The following is a 21159-nucleotide window of genomic DNA, read 5'->3' on the forward strand; positions in this document are numbered from 1 at the left end:
ACCGCCGATCCGCTCCCGCGCCAGCGCCGAAGCCGTCGCCGTCGTCCACCACGCCGCCCGGAGCCTGCTCAGCGAACTCCCCCAGCTCACCGACCACCTCGTCGCGCTGCTGCGCGAACAGGAACCCGCCTACCGGTCGGCCTCCACCGACTTCGACGGCCTGTGGCGGGAGGTGCACGAATCCCTGGAGCACAACCTCCGGTCGATCCTCGCCCCCCGGGAGACCCGGGAGTCGGCCCGCCGCTGCTCGTGGCGGATCGGAGCCGAACGCGCCGAACAGGGCCTGCCCCTGGACGCCCTGCTGCACGCCTTCCGGTTGGGCGGCGGCGTGGTGTGGCAGGGACTGGTCGACGCCACCACCCGCAGCGACCCCGACCGGGTGCACCTGCTGGTGCACGTCGCGGCGGACATCTGGAACTTCGTCGACGAGCACTGCGGCCTCCTCGCCGACGCCTACCGCAGGGTGGAGGGCCAACTCACCCGGCGCCGGGAGGAACGGCTGCGGGCACTGGTGGGGGCGTTGCTGGACGGCAGCACGAGACTGGCCGACGTGCCCGCGGTGGCCGCCGCCCTGGACCTCCCCCAGCAGGCGCGGTACGCGGTGGTGGTCGTCGCCGGGCAGGGCCGGGCGGTGCTCCGCGACCCGGGCCTGCGGGTCGCCGTTCCCGGCACCCGGATCATCTGGCACACCGGGGTGGAGGAGGAACTGGGCATCGTCCAGCTCGGGGAGGTGACGGTCGCCGACCTCGCCGCCGCCCTGACCGTTCCCCGGGGCTGCCGGGTCGGGGTGAGCCCCGCCGTGGACGAACTGGCCGCCGTGGGCGCGGCCCGCCGCTTCGCCGACACCGCGCTGCGCACCTGCCAGGACGACGCCCAGGTCGCCCTGCTGGAGGACCACCTGCCCTCGGCGATGGTGGTGAGCTGCCCGGAGCTGTCGGCGGCGCTGACCCGACGGGCGCTCGGCCCCGTCCTCGACCTCGACCCGCCGGACCGGAAGGTCCTGCTGTCCACCCTGGAGGTGTGGTTGGACTGCGACGGATCGGCGCTGCGCGCCGGCACCCGGCTGTTCTGCCACCGCAACACCGTGCTGAACCGGCTGCGCCGCTACGAACAGCTCAGCGGACGGTCCCTGAGCCGGCAGCGCGACCTGCTGGAACTCGCCCTCGCCCTGGAAGCCCAACGCCTCCTCGGCGAGTGAGGGCGGACGGGCGGCGGAGCCGTGCTGGCGATGACCACGTCGCCGACCCCGTCACGCCCGGGGTCGTCGGTGAGCGCTGGTTGCCTCGATCGTGCGGACTGAGCGCGGTTTCGTTCCGCCGCGCGGTGGGGAGTGCGGCCGCGATGCGGTGCCGCCAACCCGCACCGGAGCCGCGACGGCCGGAAACGCTGGTCGGCGGTGACGTTCCCAGGCGGGCCGCTGGCCCAGCAGCCGCCCTCGGTGTGCGGCGGGCCGCCGATCACCGAACGCCTGGCGGCCGGCACCCCAGGAAGTCGGGCTTCTCCGCCCCGCCTGCTGAACGCGAACACGGACGCCATGCCGTCGCCGTCGCCGTGCCACAGGGCCCGTCACGGCGAGGACGGTCAGCTGGCCAGCCGTCACCAGCCGACCCCGGCAGGCGGCCGGCGCCGGCCGGCCCCCGTCTCGCACGCCCGCACGCGCACGCCGACGACACAGCGGACCGTCATCGTGATCGGCGTGACACCGCGGTGCGCTGCGGAGGGGAAGTGCCACACGGCGTCCCGCTACCAACCCCACCGGGGAGGGCGGGCTGGTCAGGGCGCGATTCCCATCCGAAGGGCGAGGCCCCGCAACGCGCCCGCACCGGCATCCCGGCGCGACCGCACGAGCAGGCTGCTGACCGCGTCCCGGACCAGGGGGTGGTTGCGGACGCGGTGGGGGGCGAGTTTCTCGGCTTTCAGCAGCAGCGAGAGGCCCCGCTCACGGGACCGGGTCTCCGAGATCACCGCACGTCCCCACTCCGAGTAGAACGCCGCTCGCCTCCCCGCGTAGGGAATGACGTCGACGTCGACCTGCCCCGCGATCCTGTCCACGGCGCCGATGTCCTTCTTCTCCGAGGCGATCACCAGCGACCAGACGGCGACGTTGGTGGGGCCGAACCAGAGCCCCGCCCACGGAGAACCTGGGCCGCTCACTCGCCGCGCCGCGTCCCGAGCCTCCCGCAGGTGTGCGTCCGCGACATCATGCTGGCCGGAGGCGACGGCCCCCAGCGCCGCATTGAGGTGCACCTGACCATACGCTTCGAGCACGCCCGGCTCGCCGATGTGCGGTTCCAGCATCCCGGCCGCAGCGGCCGAGAAGGCCACCTGTTCACGTCGCCGGCCAGGACCGAACGCCTGACCACGCATCCAGTAGCCCAGCCCCCGGAGCTGAGGATCGTCGAGATCCTCGGCGATCGTCCTGACGTGCGTGTACGCCAGGGCCGGCAGCCCCACACCGTGCAGTGCTTTCGCCGCGTCCATGATCGCCTGGTAGGTCGAGGCGAGCCACTCACCGGCCTGCCGCCGATGAGGCCCCGAGGCGTACAGGACCAGGAGTTCACGTACGAGGCGCGGCGCGAGATCCGCCAGGGCCGGGTAGTCGCAGGCGTGGCGGGCAGCGTTGACGCTGTCGACGGCCGCCGCCAGCGCGGGAACCGGGCGCGGCGTCGTGTCCTCCGGCCGTTCTCCGGGCATCGCGGAGGTGAGTGCGCTGTCCAGGGCCTGGATGACATCGTGTGCGCTCTGGTCACCACGGCGGAGCGTCTTGTGCGATTCCGACGTCAGCGCCGAGGGGGCGACCCGCAGGGCCGACGCGAGCGCTTCGAGCAACGACCGTGAACTCACCGCACGCCCGCCGAGTTCGATCCGCGAAAGGTAGGACCGGCTGATACCGGCGAGGCCAGCGACCGAGGACGCGGTCATGCCCCGCCAGTGCCGGATCTGCCGAATCCTCGTGCCGATGAGGTCGTCTTCGAGTTTCACCGAGGTCCCCTTCGCCGCACGAACCCGCCGCTGCCGTACGCCAGCGTAGGCTTCTCCCGTCCTGGTGAGGACCATCCGATCCGGTGACTCGTTCCTCCCCGCCGGCAGCCAGTCGCCTGGTCAGGTGGGGACACCAACGGTTGGCCGCTCGTCGAGCGACCGGCGCGGTACCGCACGACGCCAGGTGGAGCAGACGACGAGCGAGGCCCGCTCCGGCAGCTGCCCGTCGCTGCGACACCGTCACGACGCGAGCCTTACTTGCGCGGCCCGGCTGCCTGTGTGTGGCCGGCCGCACCCGCCTGCGAGCTCAACATCCTGCGGCGGCCGGGGGGCGGGCTGGCGGCCGAGCACCGAGTGGGTTGGGCGCGACGCGCACGGTAGGCTTGCGCCCGGAGATTTCAGCGAACCCCCCGGGTCAGATGTCAAACCTCAGGTTCACTGCAAAAAAGGCGCCAAAAGCACCGTGCAAGAAGGCCCTGACCAGCGACTTTACTCTCGGGTCCTCATCGCTCCTACGAGGAGTTCCAACCCACGACCTGGCCCTACCGGGGCTGGGACACCCAGGAGTCCTCATCGCTCCTACGAGGAGTTCCAACGACCTGCTGCTGACCGCTGACGCCACCCCCGACTCGTCCTCATCGCTCCTACGAGGAGTTCCAACAGGGCGCGGCCGCCGCGGCGGCGCACGGCGCGGCGGTCCTCATCGCTCCTACGAGGAGTTCCAACCCGTCTCCCGGTTCGGTGGCCTGGATTTCTGCGAGTCCTCATCGCTCCTACGAGGAGTTCCAACAGGTCTGGGGTCAGCAGGCAGGCTGCTTGCTGGGTCGTCCTCATCGCTCCTACGAGGAGTTCCAACACGTCGGCGACGAGTGGGTGGTGGAGCAGGCCTGCCCCGTGTCCTCATCGCTCCTACGAGGAGTTCCAACGTGAGTTGCTGGTTGCACCAGCTTCCGGCTCGGGTCCAGTCCTCATCGCTCCTACGAGGAGTTCCAACGGCGCGCCGCCGCCCGGAGTACGTGGCGCTACTGGTCCTCATCGCTCCTACGAGGAGTTCCAACGCGAGCCTTTGTCCGCCTGTTGATGACGTCCTCATCGCTCCTACGAGGAGTTCCAACTCGGGCCTCACTCTCTCAAGAGCTTCCATGCGCTCTGCGTCCTCATCGCTCCTACGAGGAGTTCCAACATCCGAATGGTTTCCCATCCGCGGATCCGGCGCGCCTGTCCTCATCGCTCCTACAAGGAGTTCCATCCCGGCTTCGTGCGAGTAGATGGCGAAGACAACCGTGTCCTCATCGCTCCTACGAGGAGTTCCGACCAGTAGACGCGGGCCACCCGGTACCGGCGTATCAAGTCCTCATCGCTCCTACGAGGAGTTCCAAATCGAAGACCGCGAGGGTTTCCTTCCCACCGTCCCGGGTCCTCATCGCTCCTATAAGGCGTTCCAACCTGACGGTGCGCGGCGGGGATGTTGCGTAGGCGGGTCCTCATCGCTCCTACGAGGAGTTCCATCCGGCCGGTCACAAGGTCAGACACGGCGCCGGATCTCGTCCTCATCGGTCCTAGGGCGAGTTTCAGCTCAGCCCACGCTGGTTCTGAATGGTCACCAGGTGTGGCTCAGCTCTTGCGACGGATTCCAGCGGGGCCACGTACTGGGTCTCCGCAGGGGCGCAACTCCGACTCCGCATCACGGCTACGCGGAGGCTGTCAAGTCACCGTAGAAGGAGGCAGGCGGCTCAGGCCGCGAGTCGAGTCCATGCCAGCGGCGCTTAACGATCCAGCAGGGTCAACGGTGCCCGGCTGCGCCTCGCTCGCGGGTGAGGAGAGCCGTGCCAGCACCCCGCAGCTTGACCCTGCCGTTGCCTCCGCTCGGAGGAACAAAGCTCGAGTACCGCCATTTGGAGTACCCCTTACCGCCAATCCTGAGCTCCCACTGCTGAGAGTGCCTGCTTGCGGCCGAACTTTCAGCGAACCTCACTCGCTGCAGGGGACCCGGGGGGTCCGCTGAAAGAGCAAGATCACCTGGATCGTTCACACCGCCGAGGATTGGGCTAAGTGGGTGAAACTTGACCGGTAGTCCCTGGCGGAAAAGTCACTGATGGCATCGCTGGACGCCGGCCCGACCGAGCGCGCGGAGCCCTACTCGCGGCTCAGCGACGCCCGGACGGAGGCGATCCAGAGGCTCCACCGGGGATGGTCATACGCAGTCACGACACGGGCGTCGACCGACACCCGGATCGCCATAACCGCAGGTCGAGTGCCCCCAGCGCCTGAATTTCCGCCTACGGGCCGTTACCGGAATTCGGACGCAGCGAGGTTGTCGGCGGAAATTTTCCCCGGACGACGAAACGGTTCTCAGCGAAAGAGCCACCCAATTCATGGCCTGCGGTCGCCGCACTCCCCCGGTCGGCGGCGTGTGGTAGTCACTGCTCCCGACGACAGCGGATTGGAGGTGCGATGCGACTGCGAGCAACGGTGACCACGGCAGCCACCGGCATTCCCTGGGCGGAGGTCCTGAGGCCAGGCCGGGGAATCGTCTACCAGATGTTGGGGGACAACGCCCCCGCGTTGGGCGCCGAGCTGCACAGCGCCGGGTTCGGTCCCCACCGGCTCGTGCCGGTGGGGTGTGGGGCTCCCCGTTTCCCACGAGCGCGGCGTCAACGGGGTCGCTACGCGGCGGGCGGTGAGGGGACGCTGGAGTTCGGTAGCCCCCTGCCCGAGGTGATCGAGGCGTTGGCCGCCGGCCTTGCCGGGGCTCGGGTCCTGGACTGGGGCGGTGTCGCGCTGCGGGTCCAGAACGTGGTGAGCGTGCCGGCTCCCGAGTTCTCGGACGGCTCGGCGCGCCTGGCGACGACGACACCGGTGGTGGTGAAGGGGCCGCCCGCGCGGGATGCGGCGGGGGCCCGGCTCCGGTCGCAGCGGTGGCTGTTGCCCGGTGAGCCGGAGTGGGACGTCTTCTTCGTCCGGAATCTGCGCCGCAAGGCCGAGACGCTGGGGTTGGACCCGGAGATCTCGTTGACCGAGGTGTGGCGGGTGGGCCCGAAGAGGTCCTTCGCCGTTGGCCAGGGCGACACCGTCGGCGCGAAGGTGGGTGCGGCGGTTGGGGTGACCTTGGTGGGGTCTCCCGACACCCTGGCCGCCGTGTGGTCGTGGGGTTTGGGAGCGGCGAACATCGCCGGTTTCGGGGCGGTGGAGACGTGACCGCGGCCGACACGCGGGCGACCAGCACCGGGGAGCCGTTCCTGGTCGAGTTGACGGCCCACCCCCTGCAACGGGTGGGTGCGTTCGCGTTGGCCGTGCTGGCGAAGGAGTCACATCCGCGGCGGGTTTCCGAGGACAGGTTCCTCCGCGTGTGGAACCGCATGACCGAGGACGCGGTGGCGGCGACGCGGGAGACCGACGCCAAGCAGCCAGGGGCGTTCCTCCTGTCGGCCTCCTACGCCCTGTGGCCAAACAGCAAGATGAACATCCCGAGCCTGCGGAAGCTGAGCGCGGACCAGCGCGGCCAGGCGGTCGTCGAATGGCGGACTCCGCGTGCGCCGGAGTCCTGGCCCGAGGCGCCCTGCGCGCTGTGCGGGCGACGGGCGTGCGGCTTCTACGGGAAGGTGGACGTGCCGCTGGCGATGTCCACCGAGTACCGGAACACCACGGTCGTCGGTCACGACGGGATGCCGCTGTGCCGGACCTGCCTGGGCAGCTTCTACGCCCTGCCCTACGCGTGCCACTTCCAGGGTGGTCGCGCGACGATCACCCACGCTTGGGACGAGGACTTCCTGTCCTTCGCCACTCGGCACCAGGTCGAGGACACCCGGAAACGCATCGGGAGGGTTTCGGTCACCCCCAGCAAATGGCCGGCGTACGTCCGGGAGAGCCTGCTCGTGAACCGGATCCGCGCCTACGGGCACCCGGTCCGGTCGGACGTGTCCCTCATCATCTTCACCAACAACAACCAGGAGCAGGAACTCACCGAACAGCGCATGGACCAACCGCTCGTCGAGTGGATTCACGCCGTCCGACAGGACAAGTCGTCGGACCACTGGAATTCGTTGGAACGCGCGTGCCATTCGGAGAAGGTTCCCGGTGCGGCGGCGCTGGCGGGTGAGCTGGTGCGGTCCCCGCGAAGGCTGCCCGCGAAGGTCCTCCGATACCTGGTCCCCCTGCTGACCTCGGCGGCCGACACGCGTGACGAGATCAGGCAGCTCGTCGGCGCGCTCCGCTCCTTCGTAGGAAAGGTCCTGCACGTGAACGACCGCGAACTCCAGGAGATCGAGGGCCTCGGCAAACGAACGGCGGCTCTCATGATGGCCACGAAGAAGAAGGTTAAGCCCTTCGTGGTGGCGTACCGGAAGTCGACCACGTTCCGGAAGTGGTTCAACGACGGTGCCGTGGAATGGCTGTTGTGGCGCGACCGCGAGGAACTGACCTCCCTGATCGACACCACCGAGCCCTTCGTCACGCCCACCCACCTGAGGTGGCTCTTCGAACCGGACGAGCAGGCGTGGTTGCGGCGCAACCTGCTGTTCGTCGCGGTGATCCACGAGCTCCACTCCCAGGGCTACCGCCCTGACTCGGACGACACCCGGTCGATCGAGGACACCCTGCACACCGACGGCGAGGACAAGGAGAACGACGAGTGACGTACCTGGTGGGCACCCTGGTGCTGGAGATCAAGGCGGGGGCGCCGAACAACGGTCGCGGCGAGGACAACGTCGGCAAGGTCAAGGCGACCCGGGTCGGCAACCGGGTCTTCCCCTACGTGTCGGCGCAGGCGGTCCGGCGGTGGTGGCGGGACTCGCTGCCGCCCGGTGAGGCCCGCTCACCGGTGATCCGCTCCGGCAAGGGCGCCAAGCAGCAGGCCCACACCCAGGGGCGCGGGGACCTGTACCTCGACGACGACCTGTTCGGGTACATGGTCGCGATCGAGAAGAAGTCCTTCAACCGGGACACCGTGTTGGCCGTGGGTACGGCCGTGTCCGTGGCACCCCGGCAGGTCACCCACGACTTCGGCACGATGAGCCGGGGGTTCGAGGTGGGCGCGGACCCGGTGATCCACGAACACGAGCACTACACAGGCGACCTGGCCTGCCCCGTCCTGCTGGACCTCGCCCGCCTCGGCACCTTCCAGTTGGAAGGGCAGGGCAACCGGCCCGATCTGAACCCGGACGCCGCGAAGGAGGCGCGGGAGAACGGGGCGGAGGAGATCGACTTTCGCTTCGGGCAGGCCCTGCGCCTGCCCCTCGCCGAGCGCCGGCGCCGCGCTGCCGTGTTGTGGCGGACGCTGGCGGAGCTGCGGGGCGGGGCGAAGCAGGCCTTGCACTACGGTGAGCGGTCGCCCGCGCTGGTCATCCTGGCGCCCGTGAAGGGCGGCAACAACCCCTTCACCCGGCTGCTGCGCCACGACCTGGGGGAAACCGTCGTCGCGCTCGACGTGCTGCGGGCGGAGATGCGGGCGTGGGAGGACGAACTCGACGGCCCCGTGCGCATCGGGTGGGCCCCGGGCTACCTGGATAGGCAGCGGGACGCGGCGGAACGCGAACTGAAGGATCTTGTCGACTCCGGGCAGGTCGTGTTCGACCACCCCCGCGTCGTTCTCCGCCAGTTGGCGGCGGAGTTGGAGGGTGGCGACCTCGATTCCTGGTTCGAGGACCGCTCGTGAGTGTCCCGGCGCTGGAGGTCACCTTCGACGCTTCGGTGGCCTCCTTCCGCAATCCGCTGTACCCCGGGCTCCAGGTCGGGCTGCCCTGCCCTCCGCCCTCCACCGTCGGGGGTCTGCTGGCGGCGGCGGCCGGGGGGTGGGGCCAGGTTCCGCGTGACACGCGGTTCGCGCTTTGCTGCCACGCCGAGGGGCGGGGAACGGACCTGGAGACCTTCCACCCGCTGGCTGAGGGGGTCAGGCAACCGAGTCCGGTGCCCAAGGACCGCGACTACCTCTGGGGTGTCCGGTTGACGGTCTGGCTGTTCGAGGACCTCGACCGGTGGTACCGCCGGTTCCGCCGGCCGGTGTGGCCGCTGCGGCTGGGGCGCAGCCAGGACCTCTGTTCGGCGCGGGCCGCGTGGGTGGACCTGTGGGAGCAGCCGGGCAGGCAGGGCACGGCACTGCTCGTGGACCGCCAGGACGCGGTCGGTACCCGGCTACGGCTCACCACGGCGATCAGCGTGGACCGGGCCCGGATGCGGTGGGACGACTACCGGCATTCCAGTGATGCGGCCGCCGCCCGGGGTGTGCTGAGCGACGGCTGGTCCACGCACGACGGTCAGGCCGTCGTGCCCCTACCCCCGACCCACCCCGAGGTAGTGGAGGCACGCTCGTGACGGAGGACCTGCCGCACCTGTGGGCCAAGAGCCCGGCGAAGGGGGCGACGACCGGGGAGAGCCTCACCGAACACAGCGCCGGCACGTCGGCGGTGGTGCCGTTGATCCGAGCCAGGATCGGCGTCGTTGACGGCATCTGGGACGAGTCCTGGTGGCCCGCCGTCCAGCTGGCCGCGCTCCTCCACGACGGCGGCAAGATCGACCCCGGTTTTCAGCGGCAGGTGCGGACGAACACCCGCTGGGGCCTGCGGCACGAGGTGCTGTCGTTGGGCTTCGTCGACCTGCTCGTCACCGATCAGGAGGTTCGCCGTCGGGTGGCGGCGGCGGTCGTCACGCACCACCGCCCGTTGCACGGGGACGCGACGCGCTCGATCCTGCCGGACAACCTCTCCCAGGACCAGCAGGCGTTGGGGCAGGCCTTCACCGTCGCCGAGGACGACGAGACGGTGCGAGCGCTGGCGGCCTGGTTCGCCGCCGCGGCGGCCCGGGTGGGTCTGCCGGTGGACCGGAGCCGGCTGGACGGGCTCACCCGTGACGACATCCGCGCCGGCACCCTGACCTTGCTCCGTGATCTCGCCGAGGACTGGTGGTATCCGGGGACGGAGCAGGGCGGCCTGCCCTGGGTCCTGCTCCAGGGTGTCGTCACGATGGCCGACCACGTCGCCTCGGCGCATGGCGAACTGCTCACCGGGGAGCCCCTGCGCGGCTACGGTGACCGGGTTCGGGTCCGGCTGGCGGCTGCTGGGCACCGCCTGACCCGCCCCCAGGAGGAAGCCGCCGCGGCACACCACCTGCTGCTGGTCTCGCCGACGGGCAGCGGAAAGACGGAGGGCGGCCTGCTGTGGGCTGAGGCGGCGTGGCGACAGGTCGCCGAGCAGCGGAACGCCCTGCCCCGCGTGTTCTACGTGCTCCCGTTCCTGGCGTCCATCAACGCGATGGCGTTGCGCCTCCAGGAGGAGGACGGCGTCGCGGACGTTGGCGTGCTGCACTCCAGGGCAGGCATGTTCCACCTGAACGAACTCATCGAGGCCCGGACCGCCGCCGGCTCCGATGACCGCCCCGAACCGACCGTCGAGGATGCGGCCACCGCGCTGGACCACGTCAACGCTAGCCGGACCCACCGCGAACTGTTCCGCGTGACCACGCCCTACCAGTTGCTGCGGGCCGCGTTCGGCGGCCCGGGTGACTCGTCCACCTTTACTGACACCGTGAACAGCGTCTTCCTGTTCGACGAGCTGCACGCCTACGAGCCTCGCCGTCTCGGGATGGTCCTCGCCATGACTCGGCTGTGGACTCAGCAGCTGGGCGGACGGGTGGGTGTGCTGAGCGCGACACTGCCCGAGCGGTTCCGGCGCATCCTGCACGACACCATCGCCGGCCGGTTGGACGTGGTCGACGGGTTCGCCGGCGTGCGGCACACACCGCGCCACCGGCTGCGGATCGGCGGCGGGCACCTCACCTCGCCGGAGTCGGTCGACCGGATCGCCGCCGATCTCCACGCCGGTCAGGCGGTATTGGTGGTGGCCAACAACGTCGCCGACGCCTTGGACCTCTACGACCTGCTCGGGCCGGTGGCCCAGGAACAGGGTGGGGAGGCGGTGCTGCTGCACTCCCGGTTCCGCAACTGCGACCGCGCCCAGAAGGAGAAGCGGATTCTCGAGCTGTTCGGGACGGATCGCCGGTCGTCCCGAGGGCTCCTGGTGGCCACCCAGGTCGTGGAGGTGAGTCTCAACGTCGACTTCGACGTCCTGCACACCTCCGGTGCAGCGCTGGAGGCGCTGTTGCAGCGGTTCGGGCGGGTCAACCGCCGTGGGAAACGAGCACCCGCGTCGGTGTGGGTGTGCGAGCCGGAGTACCGGAGGCGGCGCGGCGGAGGTGAGGAGACCTGGGCTGACGGTGTGTATGACGAGGTCCCCACGCGCCTGTGCTGGGCAGCCCTCCAGAACCACGACGGGGAGACCATCGACGAGGCCGACGCCCAGCAGTGGCTGAACGCCATCTACGACTCGCCGTGGGGCGACACCTGGGAGAAGGAGGTGCTGGTCTCCCAGGAGCGGTTCGACGAGGACTACCTCGACTTCCGCAGCCCGTTCGCGGACCGCGAGGGCCTGCGGAAGGAGTTCTTCGCGACCTTCGACGGCGTCGAGGCCATCCTCAGTGACGACCTGGCCGCCTACCAGGCCGACCGGCGCCAGGGCGAGAAGGGGCAGGGCGCCCTCCTCGCCTCCCGGTTCCTGCTGCCGCTGCCCGTCCACCTCAGCTCCAGCGGCCACTTCGACCGCCGGCACGGGATCACCGTCATCAACGGCGACTACGACCCGGAGCTCGGCCTCAGGGGCATCGTGAGGGAAAGTCGCTACCAACCGGGAGAGATTCTGTGATCAGCGCCGACGATGTGGGTGGAGTCCACATCAAGTACCTGTACCACTGCCGGCGCCAACTCTGGTTGTACGCCCGGGGGTTCCGACCGGAACAGCTCAGCGAGACGGTCGCGCTGGGCACCGCCATCCACGACATCTCGTACGCCCGGTTCAGCCCGGTCGACCTTGGGGCCGCCACCCTGGACCACCTGGACAACCAGCTGTGGGTGCACGAGGTCAAGCACTCCGACAAACGCCGTGAAGCCGACCGCGCCCAGGCCCGCCACTACTGCCACCAGCTGACCAGGGTCGGCGTCGACGTGCAGGGGGCGGTGCTCCACTACCGGTCACCACGGAAAACCGAACGGTTCCCCTACACGGAGGAGGAACACATGCACGCGTCCGAGGACATCGAACAGGTCGTCGCCACGATCGCCCTCCCCGAATCACCTCCGCGCCTCCCGAAGAGCCGCTGCCGAGGGTGCAGCTACAGCGACTACTGCTGGAGCGTGTGATGCCAGCGGCCTCCCGAACCTACTGGCTGCTCAATCCGTGCCGACTGCGTCGCCAGGACGACAGCATCCGCGTCGAACGCGAGGGGAAGCCCCCGGCCTTCGTCCCCATCGAGGATGTTCGCGACATCATCGCGCTGGCCGAGGTGGACCTCAACACCTCGATGATCAGCCTGTTGAACAAGCACCGGGTCGCCATCCACATCCTTTCCCACTACGGCGACTACGCGGGCTCCTTCCTGCCCGCCGAGACCTCGGTGTCAGGAATGGTGGCGCTGAACCAGGCGCGCATCGCCAGCGACGACGGGGAGTCCCTGACGATCGCCCGCAGCCTCGTCGACACCGCCGCGTTCAACATTCGCCGCGTCATCGACCGCAAGCTCCTCACCCGGCCCTACGGCGTCCTGACCGAGGCACTCGAGGCGGCGACCACCCGCGAGCAGCTCATGGCCGCCGAGGGCAACTTCCGCCGCAGCGCGTGGGAGGCCCTCGACACCAAGCTGCCCGACTGGCTCCAGCTCGACGGACGCAGTAGGCGGCCGCCCCGAAACGCCGGCAACGCGGTCATCAGCTTCATCAACGGCACCGTGTACGCGCGGATCCTGACAGGGCTGAGGCTCACCCCGTTGCACACCGGAGTCGCCTTCCTCCACGCCAGCACGCAACGACACCGCCACTCCCTGGCACTCGACCTCGCCGAGGTCTTCAAGCCGCTGTTCGCCGAGCGCATCCTGCTGCGCCTGGCCAACCGGAAACAGCTGAAGAAGCACCATTTCGACGTGGGGACCAACCAGGCGATGCTCAGCGAGGCGGGCCGGGAGTTCATCGTGAAGACGGTGCGCGACGATCTGGCGGAGAGCGTCAACCACCGCACGCTCGGCCGCAAGGTCACGTACGACGAGTTGATCTACCTCGACGCGCTCGCGCTGACCCGAACCTGCCTTGAGGGCACGCCGTACAAACCGTTCCGGATCTGGTGGTGAGGGTGTACACCATTCTCGTGTACGACACGGCGGCGGAACGCAATGCCGGTGTGTTGCGGACGTGCCGAAGGTACCTACGCCACCAGCAGCGGAGCGTGTTCGAGGGGGAACTCAGCGCGGCCCAGTTCGTACGCCTCCGCGAGGAACTGCGGCAGCGCATCGATGCCGACTACGACCACATCCTCGTCTACACCTTCCCGCCGGGCACCGACCCGCAACGCCAGGCATGGGGTCGACCGGACGACGAGCCGCCAGATATCCTGTGACTACCTCATTTCAGCGAACCCCCCGGGTCGGATGTCAAACCTCGGGTTCGTTGCAGAACAGCCACCAGAATCCCACTGTAGATACCTTGTGACCAGCGACTTTACTCTCGGGTCCTCATCGCTCCTACGAGGAGTTCCAACCCGTGGACGAGGCGTGGGGCACCGGGGTCTGGGCGTGTCCTCATCGCTCCTACGAGGAGTTCCAACACAAACCAGCCGACTACCCAAGGGGCGGACCAGGGGGGTCCTCATCGCTCCTACGAGGAGTTCCAACTGCCAGTTGGTGGTGATCCACCGGGCGGCGGCGGGTCCTCATCACTCCTACGAGGAGTTCCAACGCTTCGCGCCGGCACCAGGGGCAACCGGGCCGGGTCCTCATCGCTCCTACGAGGAGTTCCAACCCGAGGACGGGGAGACCGCCAGGGACTCCGCCTCAGGTCCTCATCGCTCCTACGAGGAGTTCCAACCAGCCGGGCTCGCGCGTGTAGGTGACCTCGAGCCGTGTCCTCATCGCTCCTACGAGGAGTTCCAACAGGTAGTGCAGCCATCCGGCACCCCCGCACTGGGGGGTCCTCATCGCTCCTACGAGGAGTTCCAACGCCCCCCTTCTAGGACCGGCGGGCGACTCCCCCCTGTCCTCATCGCTCCTAGGAGGAGTTCCAACCGAACCGCAGAGACGGGCCGATCGGGTCGATCACCAGGTCCTCATCGCTCCTACGCGGAGTTCCAACTCAACGACCAGGAGTGCCGGGCTGGTCCGGAATGCCCTCGGGGCTCCTGCTGGTTGTGTCATCGCGGTCGTCAGGAACTGGTGGTCTGACGCCCTCCCATCGTCCAACGTCGAGGCGAGGCTCCGCCGCCGCCTCGACGGAACACTGAACGACGTTCAGCGGTTCGGGTTCATCGCGCCTCCGAGGAACTGACCAAGTCGGTTTCCACTCGCGCCGTCGCTGATCTCGGCCGCCTCAGAGCAGGCGGACACGATCACTCTTCAGCGACGCTGACTGAGGAGAGTTGAGCGTGACGTTACCCATCACACCGCCGCTCACGCCTGTGCTCACACGGTTCGATGCCACCCGCCCGACACCGAGGCGCGTAAACCGCTTCCACAGCACACCGGAACCCCGCCCCGGGCCGGGTGGCCGGCTTGCCTCGCTGGAAGGGACGAGGTCCTGGCTCGTCCTGTCGGCAGCGCGCGCCCGTTCCTTCGGTCGGAGCTGCCGAACGTCCGCGTACGACGTCGTCTGGGCGGTGCTCCGTAGCGCGGTGCTCGCGGAGCTGCTGACCGCGGGCTGGGTCGTGGCCCGCTCCCAGCGTGTTCGGGACGCGGTGGAGATCCGGTACCGGGTCTGGCGGCTGCGTATTCGGCGCCGCCGGGGTCGTGATCGGGGGCGGCATGACGGCACAGGTTGACGCGGCGTTGGGCGCGCTGGTGCGACACGGCTTCGTGTTCCGCCATGCTCCGGGGGATCGCTACGTTCCGTGGACCCTGTTCGGTCAGCGGCCGCGACGCGCGTACGGCGACTACCTGCACGTCAGCGGGCCGGACGACTGCCTGGCTGCCCGGATGCGGACATCCTCGCAGCCCGCGCCGTCCGACGTGGTGTGGTGCGAGGAGGGAGCGTTTCTGGACATCGTGTCCGCGCTGTTGTCCCTGCCAGCCCCGGATGACGCGAACGCTCCGAGGCTGGCGACACGTCGGACGGCGGCGCTGTGGACTCCCGGCATGCCGCTGGGCTGATCGTGGACCAGCGGTACGGCACGGCCAGGGGTAATGGCGCCGAAGCGCCCAGTGTGCGACGAAGCGCCGCCGGTGGCTCGGTGGCTGTCCTGCGACCGGCACGGCGACCCCTGGTCATGGCCGTCAGCGTCATGACCAGGGCGTCGCGGTGGTCAGCCGTCGCGCGAGAGCGGGTTTCCGCTTCTCGTTCGACGGCTCGATCTCGGGGAAACGGCGGATACCACCCGCACCTGATGTCGATGCCAGCCCGGCGGTGGCAGGAGGAACGCGTGGAGCGGGGGTACCGGCGGCCAGCCGCCCTCCGCCCGTCGGCGATGCCGGGTTCGGGTGCCGAGGCCCCTTCCCGCGACGCCTCCCCTGGTACTCCCACAGGCTGTGAACTGCTGGCGGATGACCCGGCTCAGCCGGCTTCCGCGCCCGGCTGCGCCGCGAGTCTCCGGCGCAGTTCGCGTTTGAGGACCTTGTGGGAGGGGCCCAGCGGCAGTTCGTCGACGAAGCGCACGTGGCGGGGGTACTTGTGCTTCCCCAGCAGCGGCCGGGACCAGGACACGAGGGTTTCCTCGGTGACGGGTTCGCCGCCCTCCTCCGCGACGACGACGGCGCACACCTCCTCCCCGTACACCGGGTCGGGGAGGCCGATGACGGCGACCTGCCGCACGGAGGGGTGGCGGGCCAGGACGTCCTCCACCTCGCGGGGGTAGATGTTGTAGCCGCCCCGGATGACGACGTCTCCCTTGCGGTCGACGACGCGGACGAAGCCGTCGGCGTCCTTGGTGCCCAGGTCGCCGGTGCGGAACCAGCCGTCGACGACGACCTGTTCGGTGGCCTCCGGGCGGTTGAGGTAGCCGGCGAAGACGTTGTGGCCGCGCACCACGATCTCGCCGAGCTCCCCCTCCCCTAACAGCCGAATCCGTTCCGGGTCCTCCAGTTCGGCGATCTCCACCTCGACGCCCCAGATGGCGTGGCCGACGGTTCCGGCGCGGGTGCCGAACCTCGGTTGGCTGGCGGTGGCCACCGGTGACGTCTCGGACAGCCCGTAGCCCTCGTAGATCTGGGCGTCGAAGGTGGTGCTGAACCCTTCGAGCACGGGGACGGGGAGGGCGGCGCCGCCGGAGACGCACAGCCGGAGCGCGGGTAGCCGGTCGTGTTGGTTGGCGGCGGCGAGCAGCGCGACGTACATGGTGGGCACGCCGTGGAAGACGTCGACGCCCTCCCGCAGCATCAGCTCGATCGCGGTGTCCGGGTGGAAGCGGGCGAGCAGGACGAGGGTGCCGCCGGCCCGGAAGCAGGCGTTCATGCTGACGGTTTGGCCGAAGGTGTGGAACAGCGGCAGGCAGCCCAGCACGACGTCGGCGTGGCGGACCTCGTTGGCGTCGAACGCCGAGATGGTGGCGTTCATGACGAGGTTGAGGTGGGTGAGCACGGCGCCTTTGGGTTCGCCGGTGGTGCCGCTGGTGTAGAGGATGACGGCCGGGTCCTCCGGTGCGGTGGTCTCGGCCACCGGGAGGGGGGTGGTGGTGTCGGCGAGCTGGTCCAGCGACGGGACGGGCGTCGACCCGTCGGCCGCCCCCGCAGCGGGGATCCCGGAGGGGGCGCCGCCGACGGTGACGAGGGGGACGCCGGCCTCGGCTGAGGCGGCGGCGCCCACGGCGGCCAGCGCGTGGTGGCAGACGAGCAGGTCGGCTCCGCTGTCCCGCAGGACGTGGGCCATCTCCGGGGCGGTGAACAGCAGGTGGACCGGGACGACGACGCAGCCGGCGGCGAGGGCTCCGTAGTAGACGGTCGGGAACTCCACGGTGTTGGGTGCCAGCAGGGCGACGGTGGGCCGTGGTCCGGGGCACAGGTCGCGGAGGGCGGCGGCGTAGCGGAGGGAACGCTGCCAGAGTGCGGCGTAGGTGACGCGGTTGTCGCCGTCGACGACGCCGACCTTGTCCGGGTGTCGGAGCGCGGACTCGCGGAGGACGCTGGTGAGGGAGAGGGTCGCGGTCACGCCTCCTCCTCGGGGTAGAAGCGGCTGAGGGATTCGGCGACGCAGCAGGGCTTGTCCGCGCCGTCGGCCTGGACGGTGACGAGCAGGTGGACCTGGACGGCGTCGCCGACCTGGTGGGCCTGGTCGATGCGGGCGGTGGCGCGGACGGTGTCCCCGGTGCGGAGGGGCGCGGGGAAGCGGACCCGGTTGAGGCCGTAGTTGACGATCAGCCTGGCGCCCCGCACCCGGTAGAGCCCTCGGATGAAGGAGGGCAGCAGGGAGAGGGTGAGGTAGCCGTGGGCGACGGTGCCGCCGAAGGGGCCGTGGGCGGCGCGGGTGGGGTCGGTGTGGATCCACTGGTGGTCGTCGGTGACGTCGGCGAAGGCGTCGACGCGTTCCTGGTCGATGACGGTGGCCGGTCCGGGTCCGAGGTGGTCTCCGGTGGCGTCGAGGAGGGCGGCGGGTGAGTCGAAGATCCTCATCTGGCACCGCCGGGGGCGGCCGGGGGCGTCCGGTGGGGCGGCGTCGCGCGGAGGGTGCGGAGAGGTGGGCGGGTTCGGGTGGGGCGGCGGGTCGACGGCTCGGGGCGGGTTGTCCTCGGTTCGCCGTTGAACGTGAGGGTCACCTGGCTACCTCCGGTGTGGGGTGGGGTGGGTGGGGTGTGCCGGGTCAGCGTGAGCCGCCGTTGACGTAGAGGGTCTGGCCGGTGACGTAGGAGGCGTCGTCGCTGGCGAGGAAGGTGATGACGGAGGCGATCTCCTCGGGGGTGGCGACGCGGCGCAGGGGGATCTGCTCGGCGGCGCGTTCCTGGTGCTCCTCGGGTTCGAAGCCGACGCGGCGGGCGGTGGCGGCGGTCATGTCGGTGGCGACGTAACCGGGGGCGACGCCGTTGACGCGGATGCCGAAGGGGCCGAGTTCGAGGGCGAGGGTGGCGGTGAGCCCCTGCACGCCGGCCTTGGCGGCGGCGTAGTTGGACTGGCCCCGGTTGCCGAGCGCGGAGCGGCTGCTGAGGTTGACGATGCGTCCCGACCTGGCCTGGACCATGTGGGCCTGGGCGGCCCGGGAGCAGAGGAACATGCTGGTGAGGTTGGTGGTGAGGACGGCGTTCCAGTCGGGCAGGGTCATCTTGAACAGCAGGTCGTCGCGGGTGATGCCGGCGTTGTTGACGAGGATGTCGAGCCGGCCGAACTCCTCGACGACACGGTCGGTGGTGGCCTGGACCGAGTCGGGGTCGGTGACGTCGCAGGCGAGGGCGAGGGCGCGGCCGCCGGTGCGCCCGATGTCGGCGGCGACCTCGGCGGCGCGGTCGGCGTTGAGGTCGACCACCGCCACGGCAGCGCCTTCGGCCGCGAGTCGGCGGGCGGTGGCGGCGCCGATGCCCTGGGCGGCTCCGGTGACGATGGCGGCGGTGTCGGTGAATCCCCTCATGCTCGGGTGTCCTCTCGTGGGTGCTCAGGCGGGTGGCCGGGTGGGGGCAGGGTGGGGGCGCCGGGGCTTGTCAGGCGAAGGCGGCGACGCCGGTGAGGGCCCGGCCGATGACGAGTTGCTGGATCTGGCTGGTTCCCTCGTAGAGGGTGGTGACCCTGGCGTCGCGCAGGTAGCGGCTGACGGGGTACTCGTCGACGTAGCCGTACCCGCCGAAGATCTGGACGGCGTTGTCGGCGGCGCGGACGGCGGCTTCGCTGGCGAAGAGTTTCGCCATGGACGCGGCCGTCTCGTGGGGTTGGCCCCGGTCGAGGAGGTCGGCGGCCTGCCAGACGAGGAGTCGGGCGGCGGCGGTGTCCACGGCGGTGGTGGCGAGGAGCCCTTGGACGAGTTGGTGGCCGGCGATGGCCTTGCCGAACTGGTGGCGTTCGCCGGCGTAGCGGAGGGCGGCGTCCAGGCTGGCCTGGGCGATGCCGACGCAGCCGGCGGCCACGGACACCCGGCCCTTGCCGAGGGCGGACATGGCGAGGGGGAAGCCGCGTCCGACCTCGCCGAGCCGGGCCGAGTCGGGGACGCGGACGCCGTCGAGGTGGAGTTCGGCGGTGGCCTGGGCGCGGAGGCCGAGTTTGCCGTGGATCTCGCGGCGGTGGAAGCCGGCGCTGTCGGTGGGGACGAGGAACGCGGTGATGCCCCGGGAGCCCTCGTCGGAGGTCCTGGCGAAGAGGAGGGCGACGTCGGCCCAGGTTCCGTTGGTGATGAAGGTTTTCGCGCCGGTGATGAGCCAGTCGTCGCCGTCGCGGGCGGCGCGGGTGGTCAGGGCGCCGGCGTCGGAGCCGGTGCCGGGTTCGGTGAGGGCGAAGCAGCCGAGTGCCTGGCCGGCGCACAGCGCGGGCAGCCAGCGCTGGTGTTGTTCCGGGGTGCCGTGCCGGGCGATGGTGGCGGCGACGAGTCCGAGGGAGACGGAGACGACGCCGCGGACGGACGAGTCGGCGCGGCCGAGTTCCTCCAGGACCAGGTAGTAGGCGAGGTGGTCGCCGCCGCTGCCGCCGTGTTCCTCGGGAACGGTGAGCCCGAGGAATCCGAGTTCGCCCATTCTGGGAATGAGGTCGAGGTCGAGGGATTCCCGGCGGTCCCATTCCGCCGCGTGCGGGGCGATCTCGGTGTCCGCGAAATCCCGCGCGAGTCGTCGCAGGTCAGCGTGTTCCGGGGTGAGGCTGAGATCCATGGTTCTCCCCGCGACGTTCGGGTGGCGGCCGTGGTTCTCACGAAATTAGTCGGCGTGGTTGTCGGGGTAAATGGACGGGATGACAGTGATGTCGGAGTGCTGTTGGGCGGGTGTACAGCGGGCGTGGTCGCGGGCGGACCGACCAGGTGCGGGCGGGCGTGGCGCCGCCCGGCCGGCGGGGGCGTGTGTCGGCGGCGGGTGGCACACGGCCGGGTGGGGCCGTCGGTGACGGCCCCACCCGGGGTGACGCGGGGTGCCGGTCAGCTGTGGGGGCAGGTGTCCCGGTACTCGGAGATGTTGCGGTCACCGGAGGGCGCCGGGCAGAGGAACTGCTCGTAGCGGGTGTCGTCGTCGATGAACCGTTTGAGCCAGGAGATCGTGTACTTCGCGATGGTGGTGTTGGAGATGTTCGGCGCGAAGTGGCTGGCTCCGGCGAGTTCCAGGTAGGCCTTGTTCAGGGTGGACGGCAGGCTGTTGTAGAAGGGCTTGGAGTGCAGGGTCACCGAGGCGACGGAGTCGCGTTCGGCACCGACGACGAGGGTGGGGACCCGGACGTCCGACCAGTTCTTGCTCAGGTGCCAGCCGGTGAGGGGGACGGCGGCCTTGAGGCTGGGGCGGTTGCTGGCGGCTTCGAGGGTTCCGCCGCCGCCCATCGAGTGGCCGATGACGCCGAGGCGGGTGGGGTCGATCCGGTCGCGGACGGCGCGGTGGTCGACGAGGTGGTCGAGGGCGGCGAGCAGCTGGCGGCCCCGGCTGGCCGGCTGGTCGAGGGTGGTGAGGGTGTCGATGGTGAAGACGATGAAGCCCTGGGAGGCCAGCCGGTGGCCCAGCCAGGAGATGGAGGATTCCCGGGCGGTGTAGCCGGGGGAGATGGCGACCGCGCCGAAGGTGCCCTCGGCCGTGCTGGTCGGGTAGTAGATGGTGCCGCCGCCGAAGCCGCTGGCGGCCAGCCGGGAGACGGAGGTGCTGGTGGTGGAGAAGGGGCCGCGGAGGGCCTCGATGCTCCGTTCGGTCGGGGCCGGGCCCCGTTCGTAGGGGTTCTCCTGGCCGGCGGCGGCCGGGGCGGCGGCCAGGCTGCCGGCGACGAGCCCGAGGGTGAGGGCGGCGCTGGTGAGGACACGGCGCAACCGGGAGCGGGACGGGGCGGGTCGGGAGAGTGTGGAACGCACGACGTTGTGCTCCTCTTCTCGAACGGGCGGCGTGAGGCTGGCGTGGGCGGCGGTGGCCCGCCGGGGTGGGCTGGTGGCGGGAGTGCGAGTGGGAACGCCTCCACCTCGCCGGGGCCTCGGCCCTGGTGGTCGGGGGTGCGTCGATTGTTCGGGTGGGTCGCGGTGGGGCGCATCGGTGAAACCACCGGCCTCGGACCGGCGGTGGCGGGTGGGCGGGG

16 protein-coding genes and 2 CRISPR repeat arrays are annotated in these 21159 nt (G+C 70.2%); of the genes, 10 read left to right on the forward strand and 6 right to left on the reverse strand.

Annotated features, from left to right (window positions below):
* Positions 1 to 1198, forward strand: a 1198-nt coding sequence (locus tag ACTIDRAF_RS0216990) for a PucR family transcriptional regulator (protein WP_016699927.1), incomplete at its 5' end; no start/stop codon positions are given.
* A 575-nt stretch (positions 1199 to 1773) separates the two neighbouring features.
* Here ACTIDRAF_RS0216990 and ACTIDRAF_RS0216995 read toward each other — a convergent pair.
* The gene (locus tag ACTIDRAF_RS0216995; RefSeq protein ID WP_157163090.1) at positions 1774 to 2982 is read right to left on the reverse strand and encodes a helix-turn-helix domain-containing protein; all 1209 of its coding nucleotides are present in this window, start codon (positions 2980 to 2982) and stop codon (positions 1774 to 1776) included.
* Between the two features lie 499 nt (positions 2983 to 3481).
* Positions 3482 to 4558: a CRISPR direct-repeat array (repeat unit 30 nt; unit sequence GTCCTCATCGCTCCTACGAGGAGTTCCAAC).
* 878 nt (positions 4559 to 5436) lie between these two features.
* Here ACTIDRAF_RS0216995 and ACTIDRAF_RS0217005 point away from each other — a divergent pair.
* The 9 genes from ACTIDRAF_RS0217005 to ACTIDRAF_RS0217045 all read left to right on the forward strand — a co-directional run bounded on the left by ACTIDRAF_RS0217005 (position 5437) and on the right by ACTIDRAF_RS0217045 (position 15153).
* Positions 5437 to 6180: a CRISPR-associated endoribonuclease Cas6 gene (locus ACTIDRAF_RS0217005; protein WP_026066199.1), complete on the forward strand. Its 744-nt coding sequence runs from the start codon at positions 5437 to 5439 to the stop codon at positions 6178 to 6180.
* Positions 6177 to 7616 (forward strand): hypothetical protein, encoded by a 1440-nt coding sequence (locus ACTIDRAF_RS0217010; protein ID WP_016699931.1) that lies wholly within the window; start codon positions 6177 to 6179, stop codon positions 7614 to 7616. Before ACTIDRAF_RS0217005 ends, ACTIDRAF_RS0217010 begins: the two co-directional genes overlap by 4 nt.
* Positions 7613 to 8635 carry a type I-B CRISPR-associated protein Cas7/Cst2/DevR gene (gene cas7i, locus ACTIDRAF_RS0217015; protein WP_016699932.1) on the forward strand — a complete coding sequence of 341 codons (1023 nt, stop codon included), beginning with the start codon at positions 7613 to 7615 and terminating at the stop codon, positions 8633 to 8635. Before ACTIDRAF_RS0217010 ends, cas7i begins: the two co-directional genes overlap by 4 nt.
* On the forward strand, positions 8632 to 9291 hold the full coding sequence (gene cas5 / locus ACTIDRAF_RS0217020; RefSeq protein ID WP_016699933.1) for a CRISPR-associated protein Cas5: 660 nt from the start codon (positions 8632 to 8634) through the stop codon (positions 9289 to 9291). The genes cas7i and cas5 overlap by 4 nt, the downstream gene beginning before the upstream one ends.
* The gene (locus ACTIDRAF_RS29410) at positions 9288 to 11672 is read left to right on the forward strand and encodes a CRISPR-associated helicase/endonuclease Cas3 (RefSeq protein WP_016699934.1); all 2385 of its coding nucleotides are present in this window, start codon (positions 9288 to 9290) and stop codon (positions 11670 to 11672) included. Before cas5 ends, ACTIDRAF_RS29410 begins: the two co-directional genes overlap by 4 nt.
* Positions 11669 to 12166 (forward strand): CRISPR-associated protein Cas4, encoded by a 498-nt coding sequence (locus tag ACTIDRAF_RS0217030; protein WP_016699935.1) that lies wholly within the window; start codon positions 11669 to 11671, stop codon positions 12164 to 12166. Before ACTIDRAF_RS29410 ends, ACTIDRAF_RS0217030 begins: the two co-directional genes overlap by 4 nt.
* Positions 12166 to 13146 carry a type I-B CRISPR-associated endonuclease Cas1b gene (gene cas1b / locus ACTIDRAF_RS0217035; RefSeq protein WP_016699936.1) on the forward strand — a complete coding sequence of 327 codons (981 nt, stop codon included), beginning with the start codon at positions 12166 to 12168 and terminating at the stop codon, positions 13144 to 13146. The genes ACTIDRAF_RS0217030 and cas1b overlap by 1 nt, the downstream gene beginning before the upstream one ends.
* Before the next feature lie 2 nt (positions 13147 to 13148).
* Positions 13149 to 13412: a CRISPR-associated endonuclease Cas2 gene (gene cas2, locus ACTIDRAF_RS0217040; protein ID WP_026066200.1), complete on the forward strand. Its 264-nt coding sequence runs from the start codon at positions 13149 to 13151 to the stop codon at positions 13410 to 13412.
* A gap of 111 nt (positions 13413 to 13523) precedes the next feature.
* A CRISPR array of direct repeats spans positions 13524 to 14143; the repeat unit is 30 nt; unit sequence GTCCTCATCGCTCCTACGAGGAGTTCCAAC.
* A gap of 665 nt (positions 14144 to 14808) precedes the next feature.
* Complete coding sequence (locus ACTIDRAF_RS0217045) at positions 14809 to 15153, forward strand: hypothetical protein (protein WP_157163091.1); 345 nt, start codon at positions 14809 to 14811, stop codon at positions 15151 to 15153.
* A 400-nt stretch (positions 15154 to 15553) separates the two neighbouring features.
* Here the strand turns inward: ACTIDRAF_RS0217045 and ACTIDRAF_RS0217050 are convergent, their stop codons facing one another.
* The 5 genes from ACTIDRAF_RS0217050 to bdeA all read right to left on the reverse strand — a co-directional run bounded on the left by ACTIDRAF_RS0217050 (position 15554) and on the right by bdeA (position 20941).
* Positions 15554 to 17143 carry a long-chain-fatty-acid--CoA ligase gene (locus tag ACTIDRAF_RS0217050; RefSeq protein WP_016699939.1) on the reverse strand — a complete coding sequence of 530 codons (1590 nt, stop codon included), beginning with the start codon at positions 17141 to 17143 and terminating at the stop codon, positions 15554 to 15556.
* Complete coding sequence (locus ACTIDRAF_RS0217055) at positions 17140 to 17604, reverse strand: MaoC family dehydratase (RefSeq protein WP_016699940.1); 465 nt, start codon at positions 17602 to 17604, stop codon at positions 17140 to 17142. Before ACTIDRAF_RS0217055 ends, ACTIDRAF_RS0217050 begins: the two co-directional genes overlap by 4 nt.
* A 187-nt stretch (positions 17605 to 17791) precedes the next feature.
* Entirely contained in the window at positions 17792 to 18550 is a 759-nt protein-coding gene (fabG, locus tag ACTIDRAF_RS0217060; protein WP_016699941.1) for a 3-oxoacyl-ACP reductase FabG, read from the reverse strand.
* Between the two features lie 70 nt (positions 18551 to 18620).
* On the reverse strand, positions 18621 to 19772 hold the full coding sequence (locus ACTIDRAF_RS0217065) for an acyl-CoA dehydrogenase family protein (RefSeq protein WP_016699942.1): 1152 nt from the start codon (positions 19770 to 19772) through the stop codon (positions 18621 to 18623).
* Between the two features lie 260 nt (positions 19773 to 20032).
* The gene (gene bdeA, locus ACTIDRAF_RS0217070; RefSeq protein ID WP_016699943.1) at positions 20033 to 20941 is read right to left on the reverse strand and encodes a bis(hydroxyethyl) terephthalate hydrolase; all 909 of its coding nucleotides are present in this window, start codon (positions 20939 to 20941) and stop codon (positions 20033 to 20035) included.
* Positions 20942 to 21159: the final 218 nt, after the last annotated feature.

The organism is Actinoalloteichus spitiensis RMV-1378, from assembly GCF_000239155.1.
GTDB lineage: Bacteria > Actinomycetota > Actinomycetes > Mycobacteriales > Pseudonocardiaceae > Actinoalloteichus_B > Actinoalloteichus_B spitiensis.